At 65.2% G+C, this 23,268-nt stretch carries 18 protein-coding genes; 8 read left to right on the plus strand and 10 right to left on the minus strand.

Annotation, left to right across the window (positions count from 1 at the left end; translation table 11 throughout):
• The gene (gene ispD, locus KHO41_RS09400) at positions 1 to 855 is read right to left on the minus strand and encodes a 2-C-methyl-D-erythritol 4-phosphate cytidylyltransferase (RefSeq protein WP_244873766.1); all 855 of its coding nucleotides are present in this window, start codon (positions 853 to 855) and stop codon (positions 1 to 3) included.
• Positions 856 to 952: 97 nt separating this feature from the next.
• On the opposite strand from ispD, the gene mfd reads away from it, so the two are divergent.
• The 8 genes from mfd to KHO41_RS09440 all read left to right on the plus strand — a co-directional run bounded on the left by mfd (position 953) and on the right by KHO41_RS09440 (position 12,238).
• Positions 953 to 4,405 (plus strand): transcription-repair coupling factor, encoded by a 3,453-nt coding sequence (mfd, locus tag KHO41_RS09405; protein ID WP_211953014.1) that lies wholly within the window; start codon positions 953 to 955, stop codon positions 4,403 to 4,405.
• Positions 4,406 to 4,652: 247 nt separating this feature from the next.
• Positions 4,653 to 5,870: an acetylornithine deacetylase gene (argE, locus tag KHO41_RS09410; RefSeq protein ID WP_211953015.1), complete on the plus strand. Its 1,218-nt coding sequence runs from the start codon at positions 4,653 to 4,655 to the stop codon at positions 5,868 to 5,870.
• A 229-nt stretch (positions 5,871 to 6,099) separates the two neighbouring features.
• Complete coding sequence (locus tag KHO41_RS09415) at positions 6,100 to 7,479, plus strand: amidohydrolase (RefSeq protein WP_211953016.1); 1,380 nt, start codon at positions 6,100 to 6,102, stop codon at positions 7,477 to 7,479.
• 99 nt (positions 7,480 to 7,578) lie between these two features.
• Positions 7,579 to 8,433, plus strand: a complete 855-nt coding sequence (gene serB, locus KHO41_RS09420) for a phosphoserine phosphatase SerB (RefSeq protein WP_211953017.1) — start codon at positions 7,579 to 7,581, stop codon at positions 8,431 to 8,433.
• 480 nt (positions 8,434 to 8,913) lie between these two features.
• On the plus strand, positions 8,914 to 9,207 hold the full coding sequence (locus KHO41_RS09425) for a hypothetical protein (protein ID WP_211953082.1): 294 nt from the start codon (positions 8,914 to 8,916) through the stop codon (positions 9,205 to 9,207).
• Positions 9,208 to 9,217: 10 nt separating this feature from the next.
• Entirely contained in the window at positions 9,218 to 10,858 is a 1,641-nt protein-coding gene (locus KHO41_RS09430; RefSeq protein ID WP_211953018.1) for a PepSY-associated TM helix domain-containing protein, read from the plus strand.
• 187 nt (positions 10,859 to 11,045) lie between these two features.
• The gene (locus KHO41_RS09435; protein WP_211953019.1) at positions 11,046 to 11,927 is read left to right on the plus strand and encodes a hypothetical protein; all 882 of its coding nucleotides are present in this window, start codon (positions 11,046 to 11,048) and stop codon (positions 11,925 to 11,927) included.
• 74 nt (positions 11,928 to 12,001) lie between these two features.
• The gene (locus KHO41_RS09440; RefSeq protein ID WP_211953020.1) at positions 12,002 to 12,238 is read left to right on the plus strand and encodes a DUF2789 domain-containing protein; all 237 of its coding nucleotides are present in this window, start codon (positions 12,002 to 12,004) and stop codon (positions 12,236 to 12,238) included.
• Between the two features lie 6 nt (positions 12,239 to 12,244).
• On the opposite strand, the gene KHO41_RS09445 is transcribed toward KHO41_RS09440, so the two are convergent.
• The 9 genes from KHO41_RS09445 to phaC all read right to left on the minus strand — a co-directional run bounded on the left by KHO41_RS09445 (position 12,245) and on the right by phaC (position 23,023).
• Complete coding sequence (locus tag KHO41_RS09445; protein ID WP_211953021.1) at positions 12,245 to 13,474, minus strand: cystathionine beta-lyase; 1,230 nt, start codon at positions 13,472 to 13,474, stop codon at positions 12,245 to 12,247.
• 114 nt (positions 13,475 to 13,588) lie between these two features.
• On the minus strand, positions 13,589 to 14,215 hold the full coding sequence (locus KHO41_RS09450; RefSeq protein ID WP_211953022.1) for a hypothetical protein: 627 nt from the start codon (positions 14,213 to 14,215) through the stop codon (positions 13,589 to 13,591).
• Positions 14,216 to 14,224: 9 nt separating this feature from the next.
• A complete protein-coding gene (gene bktB, locus KHO41_RS09455) occupies positions 14,225 to 15,409 on the minus strand; it encodes a beta-ketothiolase BktB (protein WP_211953023.1) in 1,185 nt (394 codons plus the stop codon).
• A 98-nt stretch (positions 15,410 to 15,507) separates the two neighbouring features.
• Positions 15,508 to 16,866, minus strand: coding sequence for a 30S ribosomal protein S12 methylthiotransferase RimO (rimO, locus tag KHO41_RS09460; RefSeq protein ID WP_211953024.1), 1,359 nt, complete (start codon positions 16,864 to 16,866; stop codon positions 15,508 to 15,510).
• Between the two features lie 181 nt (positions 16,867 to 17,047).
• Positions 17,048 to 18,022 carry a tRNA dihydrouridine synthase gene (locus KHO41_RS09465; RefSeq protein ID WP_211953025.1) on the minus strand — a complete coding sequence of 325 codons (975 nt, stop codon included), beginning with the start codon at positions 18,020 to 18,022 and terminating at the stop codon, positions 17,048 to 17,050.
• A gap of 228 nt (positions 18,023 to 18,250) precedes the next feature.
• Complete coding sequence (gene phaR / locus KHO41_RS09470) at positions 18,251 to 18,802, minus strand: polyhydroxyalkanoate synthesis repressor PhaR (RefSeq protein ID WP_211953026.1); 552 nt, start codon at positions 18,800 to 18,802, stop codon at positions 18,251 to 18,253.
• Positions 18,803 to 19,177: 375 nt separating this feature from the next.
• On the minus strand, positions 19,178 to 19,918 hold the full coding sequence (locus KHO41_RS09475) for a 3-ketoacyl-ACP reductase (protein WP_211948059.1): 741 nt from the start codon (positions 19,916 to 19,918) through the stop codon (positions 19,178 to 19,180).
• 76 nt (positions 19,919 to 19,994) lie between these two features.
• Positions 19,995 to 21,176, minus strand: a complete 1,182-nt coding sequence (locus KHO41_RS09480) for an acetyl-CoA C-acetyltransferase (protein ID WP_211953027.1) — start codon at positions 21,174 to 21,176, stop codon at positions 19,995 to 19,997.
• A 71-nt stretch (positions 21,177 to 21,247) separates the two neighbouring features.
• Positions 21,248 to 23,023: a class I poly(R)-hydroxyalkanoic acid synthase gene (phaC, locus tag KHO41_RS09485; protein WP_211953028.1), complete on the minus strand. Its 1,776-nt coding sequence runs from the start codon at positions 23,021 to 23,023 to the stop codon at positions 21,248 to 21,250.
• Positions 23,024 to 23,268 lie beyond the last annotated feature (245 nt).

Here is a 23,268-nt window from a genome sequence, read left to right on the forward strand (position 1 = left end):
TCAGGCTCCTGAATCGGCAGACCGGGCCGGTGCGGTGCCGAGCAGCACCTCGGCCAGCGCAAAGTCTTCCGGGTATGTCACTTTGAAATTGCGCAGCGAACCGTTGACGAGCCGCGGATGCAGGCCCAGCCGTTCGATCGCGCTGGCTTCGTCGGTCACCACGGCGCCGGCGGCCAGCGCATCCTGCAAGGCCTGGCGCAATACGCCGACGCGGAACATCTGCGGGGTCTGGGCCTGCCACAGCCCGTCGCGCGGCACCGTCGTGCCGATACGCGCGCCGGCATCGGCACGCTTGAGCGTATCGGGGACGGGCACGGCCAGGATGCCGCCGATTGCCGCGTCGGGATCATCGTCGTTGTCGCTTTCGACGGCGCGCACCAGGCTATGGATCATCGCAGGCGTCAGGCCCGGCCGCGCCGCATCGTGCACCAGCACCCAGTCAGTGTCGGTGGCGCCGAGCTGCGCCAGGTGATGCAGGCCGGCCAGCACCGACGCATGGCGCGTGTCGCCGCCGACAAAGGCGGTGTCGAAGCGCAAGCCGGCAAAAACGTCGGCGCCGAACCGGGACTCCAGCGGCATGTCGTCGGGCGCCAGCACCAGCGCGGTGGCACTGATCGCGTCGCAGGCCGAAAACGCGGCCAGCGCGTACCAGATCATGGGCCGGCCCGCGACGGGCTGGTATTGCTTGGGCACGGAGCCGCCCGCGCGGCTGCCGGTACCGGCACAGGGAATCAGGGCGAAGCGGCGGTCGGGCACAGGATCGGGATGGAATGGAAAATGCGTTGGGAACGTCACGGCGGCGGCCTGCGCCGTGGCCGGAGCGCATTCTATAATACGGCCCTTGTTTGCCGCCATGCCGCCTTGCCACTCCGGCAGGCGGCTCACGCACACCCCCGCCCGCGCTGCCGGCGGGGCGTTGTCGCTCGTTGTCGTTGATTCCGACCGCTGCCCGATGCCTGACGCCGCACCCGCCTTCCCCTTCGCCAACCTGCCCCTGGTCAAGCCCGGGCTGCGCCATAACATGGCCGGCCTGCTCGGTTCCGCCGACGCCCTCGCCATTGCCGCCTACGCGCGCCAGCACAGGGAGCGCGTGCCGATGCTGGCCGTGGTCTGCGCCAACGCTGTCGACGCCCAGCGGCTCGCCGATGAAATTCCGTGGTTCGCGCCTGAACTGCGCGTGCGCCTGCTGCCGGACTGGGAAACGCTGCCTTACGACAGCTTCTCTCCCCATCAGGACCTGGTATCGGAACGCCTGGCGACGCTGCATGACATCCAGGGTGGCCAGTGCGACGTAATGCTGGTGCCCGCCTCCACAGCGCTCTACCGGCTGGCGCCACCGTCTTTCCTGGCCGCCTATACGTTCTTCTTCAAGCAGGGCGAACGGCTGGACGAGGCCGCGCTCAAGGCGCAGTTCACGCTGGCTGGCTACGAGCACGTCAGCGCCGTGATGCGCCCGGGCGAATACAGCGTGCGCGGCGGCCTGATCGACCTGTATCCGATGGGCTCGGCGCTGCCATACCGCATCGACCTCTTCGGCGACGAGATCGAAACCATCCGCGCCTTCGATCCCGACACCCAGCGCAGCCTGTATCCGGTCAAGGAAGTCCGGTTGCTGCCGGGGCGCGAGTTTCCGCTCGACGAAGCCGCCCTTACGGCATTCCGCGGCCGCTGGCGCGAAGTGTTCGAAGGCGACCCGAGCAAGTCGCCGATCTACAAGGACATCGGCAACGGCGTGCCTTCCGCCGGCATCGAGTACTACCTGCCGTTGTTCTTCGAGTCCAGCGCGACGCTGTTCGACTATCTGCCGGCCGATACCCAGCTCGCCTTCGTCGGCAAGGTGGATGAAGCCATCCGCCGCTTCTGGACGGATACCACGCAGCGCTACGACTTCATGCGGCATGACCGCGAGCGCCCGTTGCTGCCGCCGCCGCAACTGTTCCTGTCCGAGGAGCAGTTCTTCATCGCAGCCAAGCCGCTGGCCCGGCTGGTGCTGCAAAGCGAGCCGACGACGGACGGCCAGCCCGCATTCGCGGCGAGCGTTCCCGATGTCTCGGTGAACCGTCGCGCCGACGATCCGCTCGTGAATCTGGAATCCCTGCTGCTGGACAAGGCCACGCGCGTGCTGATGTGCGCCGACACCGCCGGCCGCCGCGAAACCCTGCTGCAGCTGTTCGCCGAAAGCGGCTTGCGTCCGCAGCCCGTCGATGACTTTGCCGCGTTCCTGGCCGGCGAGTCCCATTTCAGCATCGCCGTGGCGCCGCTGCACAGCGGCTTCATGCTGCCGGGCGCGAAGCTCGCCTTCGTCACGGAAGCCGAGCTCTACGCCGGCACCGCGCGTCGCGCCGGCCGCCGCAAGCAGGAACAGGCCACCGCCGTCGATTCGATGGTGCGCGACCTGGCCGAGCTGAAGATCGGCGATCCCGTCGTGCACAGCGATCACGGCATCGGCCGCTACCACGGCCTGGTGTCGCTCGACATGGGCCAGGGCGACGAGGAATTTCTGCACCTCGAATACGACAAGGGCAGCAAGCTGTACGTGCCGGTGCATCAGCTCCACGTGATCTCGCGCTACTCGGGCGCCGATCCGGAAACCGCACCGCTGCATCATCTCGGCTCGGGCCAGTGGGACAAGGCCAAGCGCAGGGCTGCGCAGCAGATCCGCGATACGGCGGCCGAGCTGCTGAACCTGTACGCGCGGCGCGCCGCGCGCGAAGGCTTTGCTTTCCCGCTCTCGCCGAAGGACTACGAGACCTTCGCCGAAAGCTTCGGCTTCGAGGAAACGCCCGACCAGGCTGCGGCGATCGCCGCCGTCATCGCCGACATGACTTCGGGCAAGCCGATGGACCGCCTGGTGTGCGGCGACGTCGGCTTCGGCAAGACCGAAGTCGCCTTGCGCGCGGCGTTCGTTGCCGTGCTCGGCGGCAAGCAGGTCGCCATGCTGGCGCCCACTACGCTGCTCGCCGAACAGCATTTCCAGACGCTGTCGGACCGCTTTGCCGAATGGCCGGTACGCATCGTCGAGCTGTCGCGCTTCAAGACGAAGAAGGAAATCGACGCGGCGGTGAAGCAGATCAACGAGGGCACCGTCGATATCGTGATCGGCACGCACAAGCTGCTCTCGGATGAAGTGAAGTTCCAGCGCCTCGGGCTCGTCATCATCGACGAGGAGCACCGCTTCGGCGTGCGCCAGAAGGAAGCGCTGAAGACGCTGCGCGCCGAAGTCGACGTGCTGACGCTCACGGCCACGCCGATCCCGCGCACGCTGGGCATGGCGCTCGAAGGCCTGCGCGATTTCTCGGTGATCGCCACCGCGCCGCAGAAGCGCCTGGCCATCAAGACCTTCGTCAGGCGCGAGGAAGACGGCGTGATCCGCGAAGCCATCCTGCGCGAGCTCAAGCGCGGCGGACAGGTCTACTTCCTGCACAATGAAGTCGAGACCATCGAGAACAAGCGCGCGAAGCTGGCCGAACTGGTGCCCGAAGCGCGTATTGCCGTGGCACACGGCCAGATGCACGAGCGCGAGCTGGAACGCGTGATGCGCGACTTCGTCGCGCGGCGCGACAACATCTTGCTGTGCACGACGATCATCGAGACCGGCATCGACGTGCCGACGGCCAACACGATCCTGATTCATCGCGCCGACAAGTTCGGCCTGGCGCAGCTTCACCAGCTGCGCGGGCGCGTCGGGCGTTCGCACCACCAGGCCTATGCCTACCTGCTGGTGCATGACGTGGACGGCCTCACCAAGCAGGCGGGCCGCCGGCTCGAGGCGATCCAGCAGATGGAAGAACTGGGGTCAGGCTTCTACCTGGCCATGCATGACCTGGAAATCCGCGGCGCCGGCGAGGTGCTTGGCGACAAGCAGTCCGGCGAGATCCACGAGATCGGCTTCCAGCTCTACACCGACATGCTGAACGCGGCGGTCAAGGCGCTCAAGGCTGGCAAGGAGCCGGACCTGATGGCGCCGCTGGCGGCGACCACCGAGATCAACCTCGGCACGCCGGCGTTGCTGCCCAACGACTATTGCGCGGATGTGCATGAACGCCTGTCGCTGTACAAGCGGCTTGCCAACTGCGAAACCCCGGAACGCGTCGACGACATCCAGGAAGAGCTGATCGACCGCTTCGGCCGCATGCCGGACCAGGCGCAGGCGCTGGTGGAAACCCACCGGCTGCGCATCGCCGCGGCACCGCTTGGCGTGCGCAAGATCGATGCGGGCGAGGCGTCGATCAGCGTGCAGTTCGTGCCGAATCCGCCGATCGATGCGCTGAGGATCATCGAGCTCGTGCAGAAGAACCGGCATATCAAGCTCGCGGGGCAGGACAAGCTGCGTATCGAGGCCAAGATGCCCGACGTGGCCGTGCGCGCGCAGACCATCAAGCAGACGTTGCGCCAGCTCGCCTAGTCCACTGCGTCTGTCGAAAAGCACCCCCGTTCGACTGCGCCTCGAGGCCGCATACGTCGTTGCAAATGCTCGCAATAGCCCGCTATTGCTGCGCTTTGCGCCTAGCCTGCGACCTCGATGCACAGCCGCCCGGGTGCGCTTTCTCCGACGCAGTGGACCAGGAATTGCTGCAGGGCGTCTTACCCGAGGGCCGGGACGGGTGTAGCATCAGGAACTTCACCCGTCGGTCACAGCCGCCCCTGCCCCCATGCAAGCCGATATCCAACGCCAGTCTTCCGCCCCTGAAGCGAATGCGCCGCGCGGCAGCGCGCTCGAATGGACGGAGCGCCTGGTGGCGTACGACACCACGAGCCGCCATTCCAATCTGGGACTGATCGAGTCCGTACGCGATCACTTCCTCGCAAAGGGGTTGCGGCCTCATCTGAGCTACAACCCGCAGCAAGACAAGGCCAACCTGTTCGTCACGGTGCCGGCCGCCAACGGCGAGACCCATGGCGGCATCGTGCTGTCGGGCCACACCGACGTGGTACCCGTGGACGGCCAGAACTGGACCACGGACCCGTTCAAGCCGGTGGTGCGCGACGGCAAGCTCTATGGGCGCGGCACCTGCGACATGAAGGGCTTTATCGGCACCAGCCTGGCGTTGCTGCCGACGCTGCTCGACGCGAAGCTGCGCGAGCCCGTGCACTACGCGCTGTCGTTCGACGAGGAGATCGGCTGCATGGGCGCGCCCTACCTGCTTGCCGAACTGCGCGAGCGCGGCGTGCGGCCGGCCGGCTGCATCGTGGGCGAGCCCACCAGCATGCGCGTGATCGTCGCGCACAAGGGCATCAACGCGTACCGCTGCTGCGTCAAGGGCCACGCCGCGCATTCGTCGCTGACGCCACGGGGTGTCAATGCGATCGAATACGCGGCACGGCTGATCTGCTTCATTCGCGACATTGCCGACGAGTTCAAGGCCAACGGCCCGTACGACCAGGCGTTCGACGTGCCCTACACCACTGCGCAGACCGGCACGATCCAGGGCGGCATCGCGCTCAATACCATTCCCGCGCTGTGCGAATTCGTGTTCGAGTTCCGCAACCTGCCCGGCGTGGATCCCGAAGCGCTGTTTGCGCGGATCCAGTCGTATGCCAACGACGTGCTGCTGCCGAAGATGCGCGCCGAACACGCCGATGCCGGCCTGGTGATCAGCAAGATCGCCGCGGCACCGTCGCTCGACGCTGCCGAACAGGAAGCCATCACGCAACTGGTACGGGCGCTGACGGGCGACCGCGAGACCAGCAAGGTTGCGTACGGCACTGAGGCCGGGCTGTTCCAGCGCGCGGGGATTCCCGCCGTCGTATGCGGCCCCGGCGATATCGAGCAGGCACACAAGCCGGATGAGTTTGTCGCACTGGATCAGCTTGCCGCTTGCGAGGCGTTCTTGCGCAAGGTCGTCGACAGCCTGCGCGTGGCAGGCTGACCAACGCCATCGCGCCACCTTTGCTCCCCTCTCCCGCTTGCGGGAGAGGGGTTGGGGGAGAGGGCAGGCGCAGGCAAGTACCATGGCACTTCACTTCGTGGAGGCTCCTGCCCTCTCCCCCGCCCCTCTCCCATAAATGGGAGAGGGGAGACAACATTTCCTGGCGCGCTGCCGCAGCTTCGCGCACACATCACGAGCCTCAAACCAACAACAACGAAGGAGATCCTGCATGGCTGTTCGCCGCACCGCATCCCGTTCCACCCCACGCCTCGCGCTGGCAGCCCTGGCACTCGCCGCCGGCGTGCTTTGCAACGCCGCGCACGCACAGTCCACGGCACCTGCCGCCAGCGCCGACGACCTGCACGCGCAGATCGAAACGCGTGCGAAAGCGGTAGAAGCGCAGCTCATCGCGTGGCGCCGCGACATCCACCAGCATCCCGAACTCGGCAACTACGAGACGCGCACCGCGAAGCTGGTCGCCGATCACCTTCGCAAGCTCGGCATGGAAGTGAAGACGGGGGTGGCCAAGACTGGCGTGGTCGGCGTGCTCAAGGGCGGCAAGCCCGGCCCGGTGGTGGCGTTGCGCGCCGACATGGATGCGCTGCCGGTGAAGGAGCGCGTGGATGTGCCGTTTGCCTCGAAGGCGAAGGGCCAGTACCTCGGCAAGGAAGTCGACGTGATGCACGCGTGTGGCCACGACACGCACGTCGCCATTCTGATGGCCACGGCGGAAGTGCTTGCCGGCATGAAGGACCAGCTTCCCGGCACGGTCAAGTTCATCTTCCAGCCGGCCGAAGAAAGCCCCGCGGACTTCGAACCGAATGGCAAGAATATGTGGGGCGCCAAGCAGATGGTGGCCGAAGGCGTGCTCGACAACCCGAAGGTCGATGCGATCTTCGGCCTGCACGTGGCCGCCGGCATGGAATCGGGCAAGCTCGGCTGGCGCAGCGGGGCCTCGATGGCGGCCGCCGACCAGTTCTGGATCGACGTAAAGGGCCGCCAGACCCATGGGGCGCGCCCGTGGGCCGGTGTCGACCCGATCGTGGTGGCGTCGCAGATCGTCATGGGTCTGCAGACCATCCAGAGCCGTCAGGTCAATGCGATGCTGGAGCCGTCGGTCATCACGGTGGGCACCATCCACGGCGGCAACCGCATGAATATCGTGCCGGAGCAGGTCGAGATGATGGGCACGGTGCGCACGTATGACGAGGGCATGAAGAAGGACATCCACGCCCGCATGAAGCGCACGACCGAGACCATCGCGGCGAGCGCCGGCGCGGAAGCCACGTTCCGCGTGGTCGAGCTCTACAACGCCACCATCAACCAGCCGGCACTGACCGAAAAGATGGCGCCTACGCTGCGGCGCGTGGCCGGCGAAGGCAACTGGCTGACCATGCCGAAGGCGACAGCGTCCGAAGACTTCTCGTTCTACCAGGAAAAGGTGCCGGGACTGTTCTTCAATCTGGGCGTCACACCCAAGGGCACAGACCTGGCCAAGGCGGCCTCGAACCACTCGCCCGAGTTCTATGTGGATGAGCCGGCGCTTGTCAACGGCGTGCGCGCGCTGTCGAACCTCACGGTGGACTACATGACCATGGCCCAGCGCTGACGTGCGTCACGCGCCGGGGGCACGCGGGCCGCGAGCGATTACAATGTCGCCTTTGCCGTCCCGCCTCCTCGGTGCGCCGCCCGATCGCCTGCTGCTGCCATGCCCCTGATTCTCCAGAGTACCCGCCCGCTCGCTTCCGACGACCTTTCCGCCATCCGCACGCTTGCCCGCGCTTCCGAGCCGGAGCTGCGCAGCGAAACCGTCGCAGCCGCCGAAGACTGCGCCCCGCTCACGCCGGCGCTGCGCGACACGCTGGACGACTACTGCGGGCCGCGCGCGATCGACTGGGCCGTCGTGCATGCCGGCCGCCGCCTGTCGGACTTCCGCCTGGTGGCCATGGACATGGATTCCACGCTGATTACGATCGAGTGCATCGACGAGATCGCCGATTTCTGCGGACTGAAGGCCGAGGTTTCCGCCATTACCGAAGCGGCCATGCGCGGCGAGATCACCGACTTCAACGAAAGTCTGCGCCGCCGCGTGGCCCTGCTGAAGGGGCTGGACGCCAGCGTGCTGGACCGCGTCTATGAAGAGCGCCTGCGCCTGTCGCCGGGTGCCGAGCGCATGCTGCAGACCGTGCAGGCGCTGGGCCTGCGCACGCTGCTGGTGTCGGGCGGCTTTGTGCATTTCACCGAGAAGCTCAAGGCACGTCTGAAGCTGGACGTCACGCGCGCCAACACGCTGGAAATCGTCGACGGCAAACTGACCGGCAACGTGGTCGGCGAAATCGTCAATGCCGATGTGAAGGCACGTACCGTACAGGAAGTCTGCGTGCAGATCGGCGCAACGCCGGACCAGGCCATCGTGATGGGTGACGGCTCGAACGACCTCAAGATGATGGCAGTTTCCGGCCTGTCGGTAGCCTTCCGCGCCAAGCCTGTCGTGCGCGCACAGGCCAGCGTTGCCTTCAACCATGTCGGGCTGGACGGCCTGCTGGCGCTGTTCCCCCACTGATTTCCCCTCTCGCAGACAGGCCATCCGTGCCTGTCTGCCGCCCTCCCGCTTCCCTCCTTTGCGCCACGACGCCATCGTGAGCACTCTTGTCCAGAGTGCGCGACCCGAATGATTTGTTGTTACAAACACTAATCATTCTCATTTATACTTGCATTTTTAATACCCGCTTAATCCTATGGAAGCCTTCGCGGTCTTGCTTGGACTCGTTGCGGCCGCCTGCCTGTATCTGGCGGCGCCAAACCAGGTCTTGCTACCAGCACGATCGTCTGGCGCCATCGGGCGTCCGGCGCCAAGCCTGTTTGGCTGGCTTGGGCTCGCGCTGACGCTTCTGAGCACGTGGCTGTGGAGCGTGGCGCAGAGTTGGCCTGTCGCAATTGCCGCGACCTTCGCGATCATCCCGACGGGACTGTCCGTGTGGCCTTTTATCGGTACCTACGTGGACCAGAGACGTCCGGGCACAAAGGAGGCGGCATGAACGGCATGGGCACGAAATGGCTAGCGGGCACGCTGCTCGGGCTGCCGCTTGCCGTCGCGCTGTGCACGCTGGCGATCCTTGGCTTGCCCGGCGGCTGGGAAGCCGGCGTCATCGCCGCGGTAACGGCCTGCCTGCCGGTCTGGGTCGCGATCATCTGCTTCAGCCTGCTGTTCCGCTCCAGCCGCGCGGCATGGCTATGGCTAGGGGGTGCGAACCTGCTGTGCTTCGGCTTGCTCTGGGCGTTGCGCCTGCTGCACCTGGCGCCTTCGGCTGCCCTCGTCTCGCTGTCGGCTTCCTGACGTTGCCATCATGAAATCCACCACACTTCGGCTGTACCAGACGCTTCACACCTGGGTTGGCCTGATGGCCGGCTGGGCCCTGTTCATTGCCTTCTTTGCCGGCGCCGTGACGGTGTTCCATCACGAACTGCACGTCTGGCAATCGCCTGATCGGCTAAAGGGCAATGCGAAGGTCGAGGCAGCCGCCGACCCTGCCGCCGTGGACCGCTTCATGCACAAGCTGGTCGCGCTCTATCCCGAAGCCGCCGCCAGTGCCTACGTCTACATGCCCTCGGCGGGGGAACCGCATATCACCGCCTACTGGCAGGACAAGGCAGGCGAGTGGCAGATGACCACCGACGAGCGCCTGGCCGGCGACCGCGCCATGCAGCAGGACACCTCGCGCGACCAGGTTGCCGGCGAGTTGTCGGCGTTCCTGAACAGCCTGCACTACTCGCTCGGCATTCCGGAAGTCGGCATCTATTTCATGGGTGCAATCTCGGTGCTGTACGGACTGGCGCTGGTGTCCGGCGTACTGCTGCATCTGCCCCGCCTGAAGAAAGACCTGTTCGCCGTGCGGCCAGGGCGCAACCTCAAGCGCTTCTGGATGGACGCGCACAACGTGATCGGCCTGTTCAGCCTGCCGTTCCACCTGGTGATCGCGATCACCGGCGCACTGTTCTGCCTGTCGCTGGTCCTGCTGATGGTCTTCAACACGCTGACCTTCGACGGCAAGCTGTTCCCCGTGGTCCCACGCCTGACCACCGCGGTACCTGAAGTCACGGCCGCCGGCCGCGCAGCGCCCACACTGCCCGCGGCAGAACTGATCCGCATTGCAGAGAACGCGGCCGGCGAGCGATTTGCCGCCGAATCGTTCCGTTACCAGCGCTACGGCGACGCCAATGCTGTCGTGGAAGTACGTGGCACGAGCTCCCGCGCGCTCGGCAACCTCGGCGCTGTCGGCATCCACGCGGCCTCCGGCGAAGCCAGCACCGGCACGGTGATCGCCAACCAGGCCGCGGGTGGCCGCGACGGCAACCACGGCCTCTACAGTGCCCTGTTCGCGCTGCATTTCGGCACCTACGGCGAACTGCCCCTGCGGTTCGGCTACGTGCTGGCCGGCCTGGCGGGCGCGTTCCTGTTCTACTCGGGCAACCTGCTGTGGATCGAATCGCGCCGCAAGGCGCGCCAGGCGGAACAGCCGCGTGTCCATCGATTGCTGGCGCAGGCCACGGTCGGCGTCTGCATCGGCTGCTGCATCGGCGTGGCGCTGTGCTTCCCCGCAGCCTTGCTGTGGCCGGGGCGCGCAGTCAGCTACACCTACTTCCCGGTTTTCTTCGCAGCATGCGCGTGGGCGCTGCTGCGACCGCCCGTACGCGCTGCCATCGAGCTGCTTTATGCGGCTGCATTTGCAGCGCTGACCGTCCCGCTTGGCAACGCCATCCTGACCGGCGACCACCTGCTGCGCTCGATCCCGAGCGGGCATTGGATCGTCGCCGGCTTCGACATCGGCGCCATGGCGCTGGCCTTCGGCTTCCTGGTGCTCGCGCGCGCCACCCAGCGCCGCGCGCGCAATGGCCCGGCCGAATCGGTATGGGCACTGCGCAGTACGCAAAGCGCCTCCGCAACCCGCATGACTGGGACAGACGCTTCGCGCGCGGACGCGTCCTGAGCCAGGCTGGCGTGGCGTCCCCTGAGGCGCCCCGCCAGCCCCGCTCCGCTGAAAGTATTCATCCCTTTGGTCGATTCCTCGATGGATCGGGAATGGCAAGAATGGCCGGGCATGAAATGGCATGCCTGTTGCGCCGGGACATTGCTGCTCCCCTGCCCTGTGGCGGCGACTTTCAAGGAAATCGAATATGAGAACGTGGGCCAGGACTTTCCTTGCGGCGGCACTTTCGCTCGTGCCGCTTTTCGCTCACGCCGCCGACTACGACATTATGGCGTGGGGCCTGGAGCCAACTCCCGATTCGGCTTCTTACGTCACATCCCTGCGCATAGGATGCTCGGATGACCCCCGATCATGCCTGTCGGTGTACAAGCCCCGGCCGCACCTCAAATACTTCGCTATCGCTGTCTCCAAGCCGAACAATGCACATCTGGTCCTGCAGCGGGCCGGCGAATATTCGCTGCGGTCCCTGCAAATTCCCCAGTTCCGCGAGCTTGGCATCGATGACTTCCTCGAATTCCTTCTGAAGATCGATGTCCCTGACAAAGGGGCATATATGGTGGATCTCCTTTACAGGACGAAGTCGCGGAATCCGAAGCTCAATTTCGGCATTACGCTGTACGAGGACCAGATCTATCGAAAGGAAATCGCCGCCGTACCAGCCGAAGCCAGAAACGCCGTCGACCGGGTTGCGCTGTATCTCCACTACCGGGAAAACTGGGAGAAATATCGCGACTATGTCGCGGAGGCAAAACGTCTCTTTCCCAACGCCCGGATTTACGGCGGCGTCTACCACTATGACCGGCAGGATTACATGGCCTGCGCCCAGGGAACGAAGCGGAAATGTACGCCCGAGGAAGAAAGCGACCTGTTCCTGAAGTCCCTCGCGCTGCAGCGGAAAATGCTGCAGGAGGGCACGCTGGCGGGGCTTGAGCTGTACCCCGGTTTCATCGGAACCGAGGAAACGTGGAGCGGATGGTCGATGCCCGTGCTTTGCAAGCCGGAGCGTGTCAAGGACTGCGTCTCGGTCAGCAAGAAGATGGGCCGTGAGACGCTGGACATGTTCAAGTAGGCCTGCCCGCTTCCTCTTTGCCGAATCAGTTCTAGACTGGCTTGGGTAACAACCCCGAAGCGGAGCACTTCACCATGGAACAGGCCTTCCACCGCTTTTCCGAGCTGTTTGCCCAGTTGGGGCTGCCCGACGACGAATCCGGCATTCGCCAGTTCATTGCGACGCACGCGCCGCTGCCTGGCGACATAGAACTCGCCGATGCGTCGTTCTGGACGCCTGCACAGGCAACCATGCTGCGTGACGAGATTGCCGACGACGCCGATTGGGCCGAGGTGGTCGATCAGCTCAACGTCGCATTGCGAGCCAGTTAGCGCACCTCAGCGCTTCAGTACCTGCTCCAACGCCTGGCGCAGATCGGCGATGAGGTCGCGCGTGTCCTCGAGGCCAATATAGAGGCGCACCAGTTCGCCGGCATGCTGCCAGCCCGCTGGCGGCCAACTGCCTGCCGGACGCATCGTCGGTACGTGGTATGGCACGGCGAGGCTATGCGCACCGCCCCACGACCAGCCGATCGCGAACAGCCGCAGTGCTTCGACGAACGCGTCGACCTGCTCGCGCGAGTATTTCTCGTGCAGGATGATCGCAAACAGTCCGCTTGCGCCGGTGAAGTCGCGGCGCCAGTAGGCGTGGCCAGGGCAGTCCGGCAGCGCGGGATGCAATACCCGCACGACTTCCGGACGCTGGTGCAGCCACTCCGCGACCTCGCGTGCGGCGCGGTCGTGCGCGGCCAGGCGCACCGGCAGGCTCGGCAACGAACGCAGCACGAGATGGCAATCGTCGGCCGACACGCCCCACCCCATCAGCATGCGCGCGCGCTTCAGGCGAGCCTGCACGGCGTCATCCCGCGTCAGCACGGCGCCCATCAGGACATCGCTGCCGCCCGACTGGTACTTGGTCAGGGCCTGCACGGAGATATCGATGCCCTTGTCGAACGGCCGGAAATAGAGACCGGCTGACCAGGTGTTGTCGATGGCGGTCAGCACGCCGCGCGCCTTTGCCGCGGCAACGATCGCGTCGCTGTCCGGCACTTCCATCGTCACGGAGCCGGGCGACTCCATCCAGATCAGGCGGGTATTGGCGCGGATCATGCCGGCAATGCCGCCGCCGATCATCGGATCGTAATAGCGCACCGTCACGCCGAAATCGCGCGCGAGCCATTCGCCGTGATCGCGGTTCGGGCCATAGACGTTGTCCGGCACCAGCACATCGTCGCCGCTCTTGAGCAGCGCGAAGTAGACCAGCGAGATGGCGGCCAGCCCGGACGGCAGCAGCAGCGTGTGCTGCGCGCCTTCGAGCAGCGCCAGGTGCTGGCACAGCGCTTCGCTGGTGGGCGTGGCATGCAGGCCATAGCGCCAGTATGTGGTGCCCCGATCGCCATAGGCGCGCAGTTCCGCCAGGTTGCGGAAGACGACGGTGGAGCCGCGATGCGTGGCGGGCGAAAACGAGTCGAAGCCGGGTGCGATGTCCAGCTCGGGCTGGACGGCAACGGTCTGGATGTAATGGCTGGCGGAGCCCGACGCGGGCTTGCCGGAAGTGGGATCGGACACGGCGGATTCCTTGGAGGCTGGCATGTCCCGCCGGGTTGCGCGGCAGGCATGAAAGAGACGCGATATACGTCCGAGCTTACCAGCAAATGGCGGCCGCGCCACCGGCGGCCGGGCTTACCAGCCGCGGATCGATGACGTTTGCGGCGCAGGCGCGTACGTGACGCTGCTGCCGGGTGCCGTGTCGAAGGGAGGAATGACCCGCACGCTGCCGAGCGGACGGATGACGAATGGCAGTACGTTGGCCGGATTGAACGCATCGGTCCAGGTGCCGTGCACGGCGCCGCTGGCGTCGATGGTGCCTTCCCAGTTGCCGGAGACACGGGTGCCGTCGTCGGACTCTTCCATCAGGAAGCTGCCGTCCTCCCACTCGCCCGCCAGCAGCCGCACGCCAGGCACGCCGTCGGCCGTATATTCGCCGCGCAGGCTGTCGCGCTCGTCGGGCTTGGGGCCAATGCGCAGACGCACCGGCTTGTCGCCGACCTTGCCTACGTAGACGGGAAGCTTCGCGAATTCCTGCCGGGGCGTCAGTAGCCCCGCAGTCGCGCCGGCGGACGGCGCCGTGTTGCGGCGCGCCTCGCCTTCGCGGATCGCCTCGTTCAGGCCGAGGTCGCCTGCCGTGGCAGCCGGGCCGGTCGACAACACGTTGTCATCGGCGGCCCGCGCCGGCATCGCCCCCGCAAGCGCCAGCGCGGCAGCCAGGCTGACGAGCGAAAGGCGCTGCAACGGGGTGCGACGACGCATCAACAAGACTCAGATGCGCTCGAAGATAGCAGCGATGCCCTGGCCGCCGCCGATGCACATCGTCACCAGCGCATAGCGGCCCTGCACGCGCTGCAGCTCATGCAACGCCTTGACCGTGATCAGCGCGCCGGTGGCACCGATCGGGTGGCCAAGCGAGATGCCGGAACCGTTCGGATTGACCTTGGCCGGATCCAGGCCCAGCGCCTTGGTCACTGCGCAAGCCTGTGCAGCAAACGCTTCGTTGGCTTCGATCACGTCCAGGTCGGAGACCGACAGGCCAGCGCGCTCCAGCGCCTTCTTGGTCGCCGGCACCGGGCCGATACCCATGGTCTTCGGATCCACGCCAGCGTGGCCATACGACACCAGGCGAGCCAGCGGCTTCAGGCCGCGGCGCTCGGCTTCGGCGCGCTCCATCAGCACGACCGCGGCAGCGGCGTCATTCAGGCCGGAGGCATTGCCCGCGGTCACGGTGCCGTTTTCCTTGACGAAGACCGGCTTGAGCTTGGTCATGTCGTCAATCGTGGCGTCGTGGCGCACGTGCTCGTCGGTGTCGAAGCTCACCTCGCCCTTGCGGCTCTTGAGCGTCACCGGAACGATCTGGTCCTTGAAGTAACCGGCCTTGATCGCGGCCGACGCGCGGCGGTGCGACTCCAGCGCGGCCTCGTCCTGCTGGCTGCGCGTGATGTCGTATTCCTTGGCCACGTTCTCGGCCGTGACACCCATGTGGATGCGGTGGAACGGGTCATGCAGCGCGCCGAGCATCATGTCGACCATGGTGGCATCGCCCATGCGCGCGCCCCAGCGGGCTGCGGGCGCCAGGTACGGCGCGCGGCTCATGCTTTCCGCACCGCCGCCAATGGCGATGTCAGCGTCGCCGAGCAGAATGGTCTGCGCGGCGCTGACGATGGCCTGCAGGCCCGAGCCGCACAGGCGGTTCACGGTCAGCGCAGGTGCGTTGATCGTCACACCGCCATCGACGGCCGCCACGCGGCCCAGATACATGTCGCGCGGCTCGGTCTGAATCACGTTACCGAACACCACGTGACCAACATCGTCGCCCGACACCTGAGCGCGGGCCAGCGCCTCGCGCACCACCAGTGCACCCAGCTGGGTGGGTGCCATGTCCTTCAGGCTGCCGCCGAAAGTGCCGATTGCCGTACGTACACCACTCACTACCACGACTTCACGCGTCATGCTTCGTCTCCATGAGGTTATGTTGCGGTGCACAGTATAGCGGCATCGCGACGGAATCGAACGGTCGTACTTTTACTTAAGGGCAGCAGAAGCCTGCATCAGAGCTCGCCCCACAGGTCGTGACCATCAGCGCCAGTGATCTTCACCTGAACGAAATCCCCTGCGCGATAGCGCTGCGACGGCTTGGCCGGCGGCGCGATATAGACCAGGCCGTCGATTTCCGGTGCATCCGCCGAAGAGCGGCCGATGCCGCCGTCCTGGTTCACCTCGTCGATCAGCACGCGCAGGGTCTGGCCAACCTTGCGCTGCAGGCGGCGTGCGGAGACTTCCTCGGCCACCTCCATGAAGCGCGCGCGGCGTTCCTCGCGGACTTCATCGGGCAAGGCGCCCGGCAGGTCGTTAGCCGTGGCGCCTTCCACCGGGGAATAGGCAAAGCAGCCCACGCGGTCGAGTTCGGCTTCGGCGATGAAGTCGAGCAGCGTCTGGAACTCTGCCTCGGTCTCGCCGGGGAAGCCGGCAATGAAGGTGCTGCGGATCGTCAGGTCCGGGCACACCTCGCGCCAGGCGCGGATGCGGTCCAGTGTCTTCTCGGCATTGGCCGGACGCTTCATGCGCTTGAGCACATCCGGGTGCGCGTGCTGCAGCGGCACATCCAGGTACGGCAGTACATGGCCGCCGTTCATCAGCGGGATGATCTCGTCGACGTGCGGGTACGGGTACACGTAGTGCAGACGCACCCACGCACCGTACTGGGCCGCCAGTTCGCCCAGCGCCGCAACCAGTTCGGTCATGCGGGTCTTGAGCGGACGGCCGTTCCAGAAGCCGGTACGGTACTTCACGTCCACGCCGTACGCGCTGGTGTCCTGCGAGATCACCAGCAGTTCCTTGACGCCGGCCTTGAACAGGTTCTCGGCTTCCAGCATGACTTCGGCGACTGGACGCGACACCAGGTCGCCACGCATCGACGGGATGATGCAGAACGAGCAGCGGTGATTGCAGCCTTCGGAAATCTTCAGGTAGGCGTAGTGCTTGGGCGTCAGCTTGATGCCCGCCGCCGGCACCAGGTCGGTGAACGGGTCATGCGGCTTGGGCAGATGCGTGTGCACCGCCTGCATCACTTCGCCGAGCGCGTGCGGGCCGGTCACGGCCAGCACCTTCGGGTGCACCGACGACACGATGTCGTGCCCCGCCGCATCCTTCTTCGCCCCCAGGCAGCCGGTCACGATGACCTTGCCATTCTCGGTCAGCGCCTCGCCAATCGCGTCGAGGCTCTCCTGCACGGCTTCGTCGATGAAGCCGCAGGTGTTGACCACGACCAGGTCGGCACCGTCATAGGTACCGCTGATCGCGTAACCCTCGGCGCGCAGCTGGGTGATGATCTGCTCGGAGTCGACCAAAGCCTTGGGGCAGCCAAGCGAAACGAAACCCACACGCGGGCTTTGGTCTTTCTGGGTCATTGATTCGGAAGGATTTTTCACGGGGAATGCGAATGTGGGGCAAGCGGGGCGGAGTATATCGGGTTATCCCGACGGATGTCGGGCAAGGCCGCCAGGCGCTGCAAGTAACCCGATATTTTAACCGTTTGCCGCGATCAAACGGCGCCTGAGGCGACACACGGCAGGACTTGAGACCCGGACGCTATGCTGGAGCCAGCCCCGGCGTGGCATCAGAGGCACTCTGCAACACCTGGGCGATCTGCGCCGAATCCTGGATCCTGCGGATGGCATCGTGCAGCACCGTGGCTTGCGGCCAGGTCCGCTTGAGGTAGCTGAGCCACAATTTCACCCGTCCATGCTCATGGCAGGAAGAGATCCGGTCATGCAGCTTCCTGAGGTAAGCCGCAATCTGCTGCAGCACCAGCGGCCAATCGGCATCCGATGGCGTGCTGTCCATCAGGCCTCGGATGCGCAGCGCCAGGAAGGGATCCGATACCGCGCCGCGCCCGATCATCACATCGGCGCAGCCACTAACCGCGCGGCAACGCTCCCAATCAGCAACGGACCAAACATCGCCGTTGGCAATGACGGGGATATCGACAGTGTCGGCGATGCGAGCGATCCATTCCCAGTGCGCCGGTGGCCGGTAGCCGTGATCACGCGTGCGGGCGTGCACCACCAGCGACGCCGCCCCGCCCTCCGCCAGCGCCGTGGCACAGTCGAGCGCCAGGGCGGTATCCGAAACCCCAAGCCGCATCTTGGCTGTGACCGGGATATGTGCCGGGACCGCCTCGCGCACTGCGGAAACGATGTCATGCAACTGCTCGGGATGCGCCAGCAGCATCGCACCGCCGCCGTGCCGGTTAACGACCTTGGCCGGACAACCGAAGTTCAGGTCGATGCCATGCGGCGACAGGGTCGCCGCATAACTCGCATTGCGTGCCAGCCACTCGGGATCACTGCCGAGCAACTGGATCACCATCGGCGTGCCGCTCGGCGTATGGCCGCCCAGCAGGATCTCGGGGGTATCGCGCTCGTAGACGCGCGGCGGAAGCAGCGAGCCCGTCACCCGCACGAACTCGGACACGCAACCGTCATAGCCTCCCAGGCCGGTCAGCACGTCGCGCAGCACATAGTCGGCGAGCCCCTCCATCGGGGCGAGGAACAGCCGGCTCATGGTCACAACCGAACCAGCGCGGATGCGCCGGAATCAGAGGCAGGCAGATTGGAACAGGGGAAGCTGGAAGGCATGGGGAAATCGCGCTGCAGGCGAGTCCGCAAGATGAGCCGCCAGTTCAGAAGGGGCGCATTTTACCTGCTTGGGCGCCGCCCCGCAGAACACCCGAATTGCGCGAGGGTCGCGGGTGGCAAGATGACGGACCGGGCGGTCCGCCACCGCTATGTCTTACTTCTTGTCCGGCTGGTTGAACGGGAACGTCCCGAACATATTCTTGGCCTGGTTCTGCATCTGCTCTTGCATCTGCACGAACAGGTTCTTGCTCTGCTCGATGTAGTTGCTCATCATGCCCTGCATCATCGGCCCCTGCATGTTCATGAACTGGGACCACATGTCAGGGCTGAAGGCCTCGCCGGAATACAGGCCCTTGGAGTTCTCGGCCAGCTTGTTCTGGATGTCGATGAAGGCCTGGATGTTCTTTTCCAGGTAAGTCCCCATCATGCCCTGCATGGCATGGCCGTAGAAGCGGATGATCTGCGACAGCATCGCGCTCGAGAACATCGGCACGCCGCCGGTTTCTTCTTCCAGGATGATCTGCAGCAGGATGCTGCGCGTGAGTTCATCACCGGACTTGGCATCGACGACCTTGAATTCCTCGGAATCCATGACCAGTTGCTTCACGTCGGCCAGCGTGATGTAGGTGCTGGTCTGGGTGTCGTAGAGCCTGCGATTCGGATATTTCTTGATCAACCGCTCTGCGCCTTTTTTACTCGTGGCCATCGGTGCTCTGTCCTCTTGTGGTCGCTGATGGGCGCTGCTGCACCGCATGCGGTGCAGTGCGCAAACCGGTAGTGCCGGGCCATTCAGAAAGGTCTTGAAAAGTTACTATGTGCGCACTCGGTGACATTGCCGCCAACTGCACATCGCCCTCGCCCCCGCGAAGGCTGCACGACGCACGACAATGGTGCCGGTCGTACCGCTGCCCTGATTCTATGCCCAACAAAGCACTAAGGAAAGACAGGCGGCTTAAGGAAAACCCGCACGCACAAATGGATTGCGGGCCCCGAAGGGCCCGCAAAACGTCCACGCAAACCGCTTGTGCGCCGCGCTGGCTGCACCGCAAAAACCGTGCGCCCGCGCAGCACGCAGCGTCGATCAGCCCATGTGCAGGCCGCCGTTCAGCGAGAAGTCCGCACCGGTGGAGAAGCCCGATTCCTCGGACGACAGCCACGCGCAGATGGACGCGATTTCCGACGGCTCACCCAGGCGCTTGACCGGGATGGTGCCGACGATCTTGTCCAGCACGTCCTGGCGGATGGACTTGACCATGTCGGTGGCAATGTAGCCCGGCGAAACCGTGTTCACCGTCACACCCTTCGTCGCCACTTCCTGTGCCAGAGCCATGGTGAAGCCGTGCAGGCCGGCCTTGGCGGTGGAGTAGTTGGTCTGGCCGAACTGGCCCTTCTGCCCGTTCACCGACGAGATATTGACGATGCGGCCCCAGCCACGATCGACCATGCCGTCGATGACCTGCTTGGTCACGTTGAACAGCGAGGTCAGGTTGGTGTCGATCACCGCGTCCCAGTCGGCGCGCGTCATCTTGCGGAACACCACGTCACGCGTGATGCCCGCATTGTTGATCAGCACATCGACCTCGCCGACTTCGGCCTTGACCTTGTCGAACGCAGTCTTGGTCGAGTCCCAGTCGGCCACGTTGCCCTCGGAGGCAACGAAGTCGAAACCGAGCGCCTTCTGCTGCTCGATCCACCGCTCGCGGCGCGGCGAGTTCGGGCCGCAGCCCGCTACCACGCGAAAGCCATCCTTGGCGAGACGTTGGCAGATCGCGGTTCCGATGCCGCCCATACCGCCGGTCACATATGCAATGCGCTGAGTCATGTCTGCTCCTTGATTGGCTCTTCGTTATCTTCGCCTGACCACGCAAATGGCTGCGCGGCCAGGCACATCCCATCAATTAATTGCGCTCGACTGCCAGCGCCACACCCATGCCGCCACCGATACACAGCGAGGCGAGCCCCTTCTTCGCGTCGCGGCGCTTCATCTCATGCAGCAGCGTCACCAGGATACGGCAGCCCGACGCACCGATCGGGTGACCGATGGCAATGGCGCCGCCGTTCACGTTGACCTTGGACGTGTCCCAGCCCATCTGCTGGTGCACGGCCAGAGCCTGCGCGGCGAAGGCTTCGTTGATTTCCATCAGGTCCAGGTCGCCCACGCCCCAGCCTGCACGCGACAGGCAGCGCTTGGATGCCGGCACCGGGCCCATGCCCATGACCTTCGGGTCCACGCCGGCATTGGCGTAGGCCTTGATCGTGGCCAGCGGGGTCAGGCCCAGTTCCTTGGCCTTGGCGGCCGACATCACCACCACTGCGGCAGCACCGTCGTTGATGCCCGAGGCATTGGCCGCGGTCACCGTGCCGGCCTTATCGAAGGCGGGCTTCAGGCCGGACATGCTGTCCATCGTGGCGCCCTGTCGGACGAACTCATCCGTCTTGAACGCCACCGGGTCACCCTTGCGCTGCGGAATCAACACCGGGACGATTTCATCATCGAACTTGCCGGCCTTCTGCGCAGCTTCGGCCTTGTTTTGCGAGGCCACGGCGAACTCGTCCTGCGCTTCGCGCGTGATGCCATACTCCTTGGCCACGTTTTCCGCGGTGATGCCCATGTGGTACTGGTTGTACACGTCCCACAGGCCGTCGACGATCATCGTGTCGACCAGCTTGGCGTCGCCCATGCGGAAGCCATCGCGCGAGCCCGGCAGCACGTGCGGTGCTGCGCTCATGTTCTCCTGACCACCGGCCACGACGATCTCGGCTTCGCCGGCGAGGATGGCGTTGGCGGCCAGCATCACGGCCTTCAGGCCCGAGCCGCACACCTTGTTGATGGTCATGGCCGGCACCGACGACGGCAGGCCCGCCTTGATGGATGCCTGGCGCGCCGGGTTCTGGCCCGAACCGGCCGTGAGCACCTGGCCCATGATCACTTCGCTGACCTGTTCCGGCTTCACGCCTGCACGCTCCAGTGCGGCCTTGATGGCAATCGCGCCCAGTTCCGGGGCGGGAATCTTCGCGAGCGAACCGCCAAACTTGCCAACGGCGGTACGGGCGGCGGAAACGATGACGATATCGGTCATTTGGAGTCCTCTCAATGAATATCTTGGGGGTCAGCGGGCAGGTCCCGGAATAGCGGGACCGCTCGCAAGAGTCATGCCTTGGCCTTGACGTAACGGCCCGGCGCGGGTTCGATGGCAGCGTAACGCTTGCTGCCGTATTCGGTCGGTGCGGCACGCTTGGCGCCGGCCTGCTTGCCCAGCCACGTCATCCAGTCCGGCCACCAGCTGCCATGGTGTTCCTCGGCACCGGCCAGCCAGTCTTGCGCCGATTCCGGCAGCGCATCGTTGGTCCAGTGGCTGCGCTTTTTCTTGGCGGGCGGGTTGATGACACCGGCAATGTGCCCCGACGCGCCGAGCACGAAGCGCAGGTCGTTCTTGAGCAAGGTGGTCGACGCATACGCGGCCGTCCACGGCACGATGTGGTCCTCGCGCGAGCCGTAGATATAGGTCGGCACGTTGATGGCGCTAAGGTCGACCGGCTCGTTGCACACGGTCAGCTTGCCCGGCTCCTTCAGCTCGTTCTGCAGATAGGTGTGGCGCAGGTACCAGCAATACCACGGCCCCGGCAGGTTGGTGGCGTCGCCGTTCCAGAACAGCAGGTCGAACGGCACCGGCGTGTTGCCCTTCAGGTAGTTGTCGACCACGTAGTTCCAGACCAGGTCGTTCGGGCGCAGGAACGAGAACGTATTGGCCAGTTCCACGCCGCGCAGCAACCCGCCAGACGCGCCGCCGAGCGTGGCTTCGCGCAACTGCACGTGGGGCTCGTCGACGAATACGTCAAGGATGCCGGTATCGGTGAAGTCCAGCAGCGTGGTCAGCAGCGTCAGGCTGGCCACCGGGTGTTCGCCACGCGCGGCCAGCACGGCCAGCGCGGTCGAAATGATGGTCCCACCCACGCAGAAGCCAAGCGTGTTGATCTTGTCCTGGCCGCTGATATCGCGCACCACTTCGATGGCGCGGATGGCCGCGTTCTCGATGTAGTCATCCCACGTGCATCCCGCCATGCTGGCATCCGGGTTGCGCCACGACACCAGGAACACGGTATGGCCCTGCTCCACAGCGTACCGCACCAGCGAGCCTTCCGGCTGCAGGTCGAGGATGTAGAACTTGTTGATGCAAGGCGGCACCAGCAGCAGCGGACGCGTATAGACCTTGTCCGTCAGCGGCTTGTATTGCAGCAGCTGGAAGAATTCGTTTTCGAAGACCACCGCGCCTTCGGTGACGGCCATGTTGCGGCCGACTTCGAATGCGGTCTCGTCGGTCTGCGAAATCTTGCCGCGCGTCAGGTCCTCGAGCATGTTCCGCATGCCGGCACGCAGCGATTCCCCGCGCGACTCGATCAAGCGGTTCTGGGCATCGGGATTCGTCGCCAGGAAATTGGCCGGCGACATCGCATCGACCCATTGCGACACGGCGAAGCGGATACGCTGGCGGGTCTTGGGATCCGCCTCGACGGCCTCGGCCAGTTCCGTCAGGGCGCGCGCATTGAGCAGGTAGAACGCCGCGGTGTAGCGGTACGGCGCGTTCTTGTGCCAGGCCTCGCTGGCAAAGCGCCGATCGTGGAGCTTGCCCGCGGATTCGGTATCGCCACCCGCCAGGCCGCGCCACAGTTCCGTGAAGTCGCGCATGTAGCGCTGCTGGATTTCCGCGAGCTGGGCCGGGTCGATCTTGACGCCCGCAAGCGGGCTAGCCGCGAAGGCCTCGAAACCCGGAAAACCACCGGGGATCGTGCCGCCGTTGCCCTCAGGGCCTTGCCACTGACGGGACCACTCCAGCCACGTTGCTGGATCCAATGGCCCCGGCGGGAACATGAACGGTTGGGACTTGCCTTCCGTTGAGGAAGCTGCCGCACCTTTGCCGGTCGCCATGATGTAATTGTCTCTCTGCCGTCACTATGTCAGACCGGCTCCGGGACATTGCCCTGGCCGGCACTTATGCATCTGGAGACGCAATCCGGATGGACCTGGCGCGACGCCTCCGACCAAGGCGCCCAGGACTGCAGCTTGCAGCTATCCCTTCCATCTGGATAACGTCCCCCGTCCGGTTCGCACCGCAATCTGGCTGGCAGCGCCATGCGGTATGCTTGCCGGCAAAACAAAGGAATCTATTGGGA

Origin of the sequence: Cupriavidus numazuensis (assembly GCF_905397435.1) — a bacterium.
GTDB classification, from domain to species: Bacteria; Pseudomonadota; Gammaproteobacteria; order Burkholderiales; family Burkholderiaceae; genus Cupriavidus; species Cupriavidus numazuensis.

Bases quoted from the DNA above. Each gene is read 5' to 3' on its own strand.
- KHO41_RS09435 (WP_211953019.1), top strand. From the start codon at position 11,046: ATGAGAACGTGGGCCAGGACTTTCCTTGCGGCGGCACTTTCGCTCGTG.
- bktB (WP_211953023.1), bottom strand. From the start codon at position 15,409: ATGACGCGTGAAGTCGTGGTAGTGAGTGGTGTACGTACGGCAATCGGC.
- phaC (WP_211953028.1), bottom strand. From the start codon at position 23,023: ATGGCGACCGGCAAAGGTGCGGCAGCTTCCTCAACGGAAGGCAAGTCC.
- KHO41_RS09440 (WP_211953020.1), top strand. From the start codon at position 12,002: ATGGAACAGGCCTTCCACCGCTTTTCCGAGCTGTTTGCCCAGTTGGGG.
- phaR (WP_211953026.1), bottom strand. From the start codon at position 18,802: ATGGCCACGAGTAAAAAAGGCGCAGAGCGGTTGATCAAGAAATATCCG.
- ispD (WP_244873766.1), bottom strand. From the start codon at position 855: ATGGCGGCAAACAAGGGCCGTATTATAGAATGCGCTCCGGCCACGGCG.
- KHO41_RS09480 (WP_211953027.1), bottom strand. From the start codon at position 21,176: ATGACCGATATCGTCATCGTTTCCGCCGCCCGTACCGCCGTTGGCAAG.
- KHO41_RS09465 (WP_211953025.1), bottom strand. From the start codon at position 18,022: ATGAGCCGGCTGTTCCTCGCCCCGATGGAGGGGCTCGCCGACTATGTG.
- KHO41_RS09450 (WP_211953022.1), bottom strand. From the start codon at position 14,215: ATGCGTCGTCGCACCCCGTTGCAGCGCCTTTCGCTCGTCAGCCTGGCT.
- KHO41_RS09475 (WP_211948059.1), bottom strand. From the start codon at position 19,918: ATGACTCAGCGCATTGCATATGTGACCGGCGGTATGGGCGGCATCGGA.
- KHO41_RS09415 (WP_211953016.1), top strand. From the start codon at position 6,100: ATGGCTGTTCGCCGCACCGCATCCCGTTCCACCCCACGCCTCGCGCTG.
- KHO41_RS09430 (WP_211953018.1), top strand. From the start codon at position 9,218: ATGAAATCCACCACACTTCGGCTGTACCAGACGCTTCACACCTGGGTT.
- rimO (WP_211953024.1), bottom strand. From the start codon at position 16,866: ATGACCCAGAAAGACCAAAGCCCGCGTGTGGGTTTCGTTTCGCTTGGC.
- serB (WP_211953017.1), top strand. From the start codon at position 7,579: ATGCCCCTGATTCTCCAGAGTACCCGCCCGCTCGCTTCCGACGACCTT.
- argE (WP_211953015.1), top strand. From the start codon at position 4,653: ATGCAAGCCGATATCCAACGCCAGTCTTCCGCCCCTGAAGCGAATGCG.
- KHO41_RS09425 (WP_211953082.1), top strand. From the start codon at position 8,914: ATGGGCACGAAATGGCTAGCGGGCACGCTGCTCGGGCTGCCGCTTGCC.
- mfd (WP_211953014.1), top strand. From the start codon at position 953: ATGCCTGACGCCGCACCCGCCTTCCCCTTCGCCAACCTGCCCCTGGTC.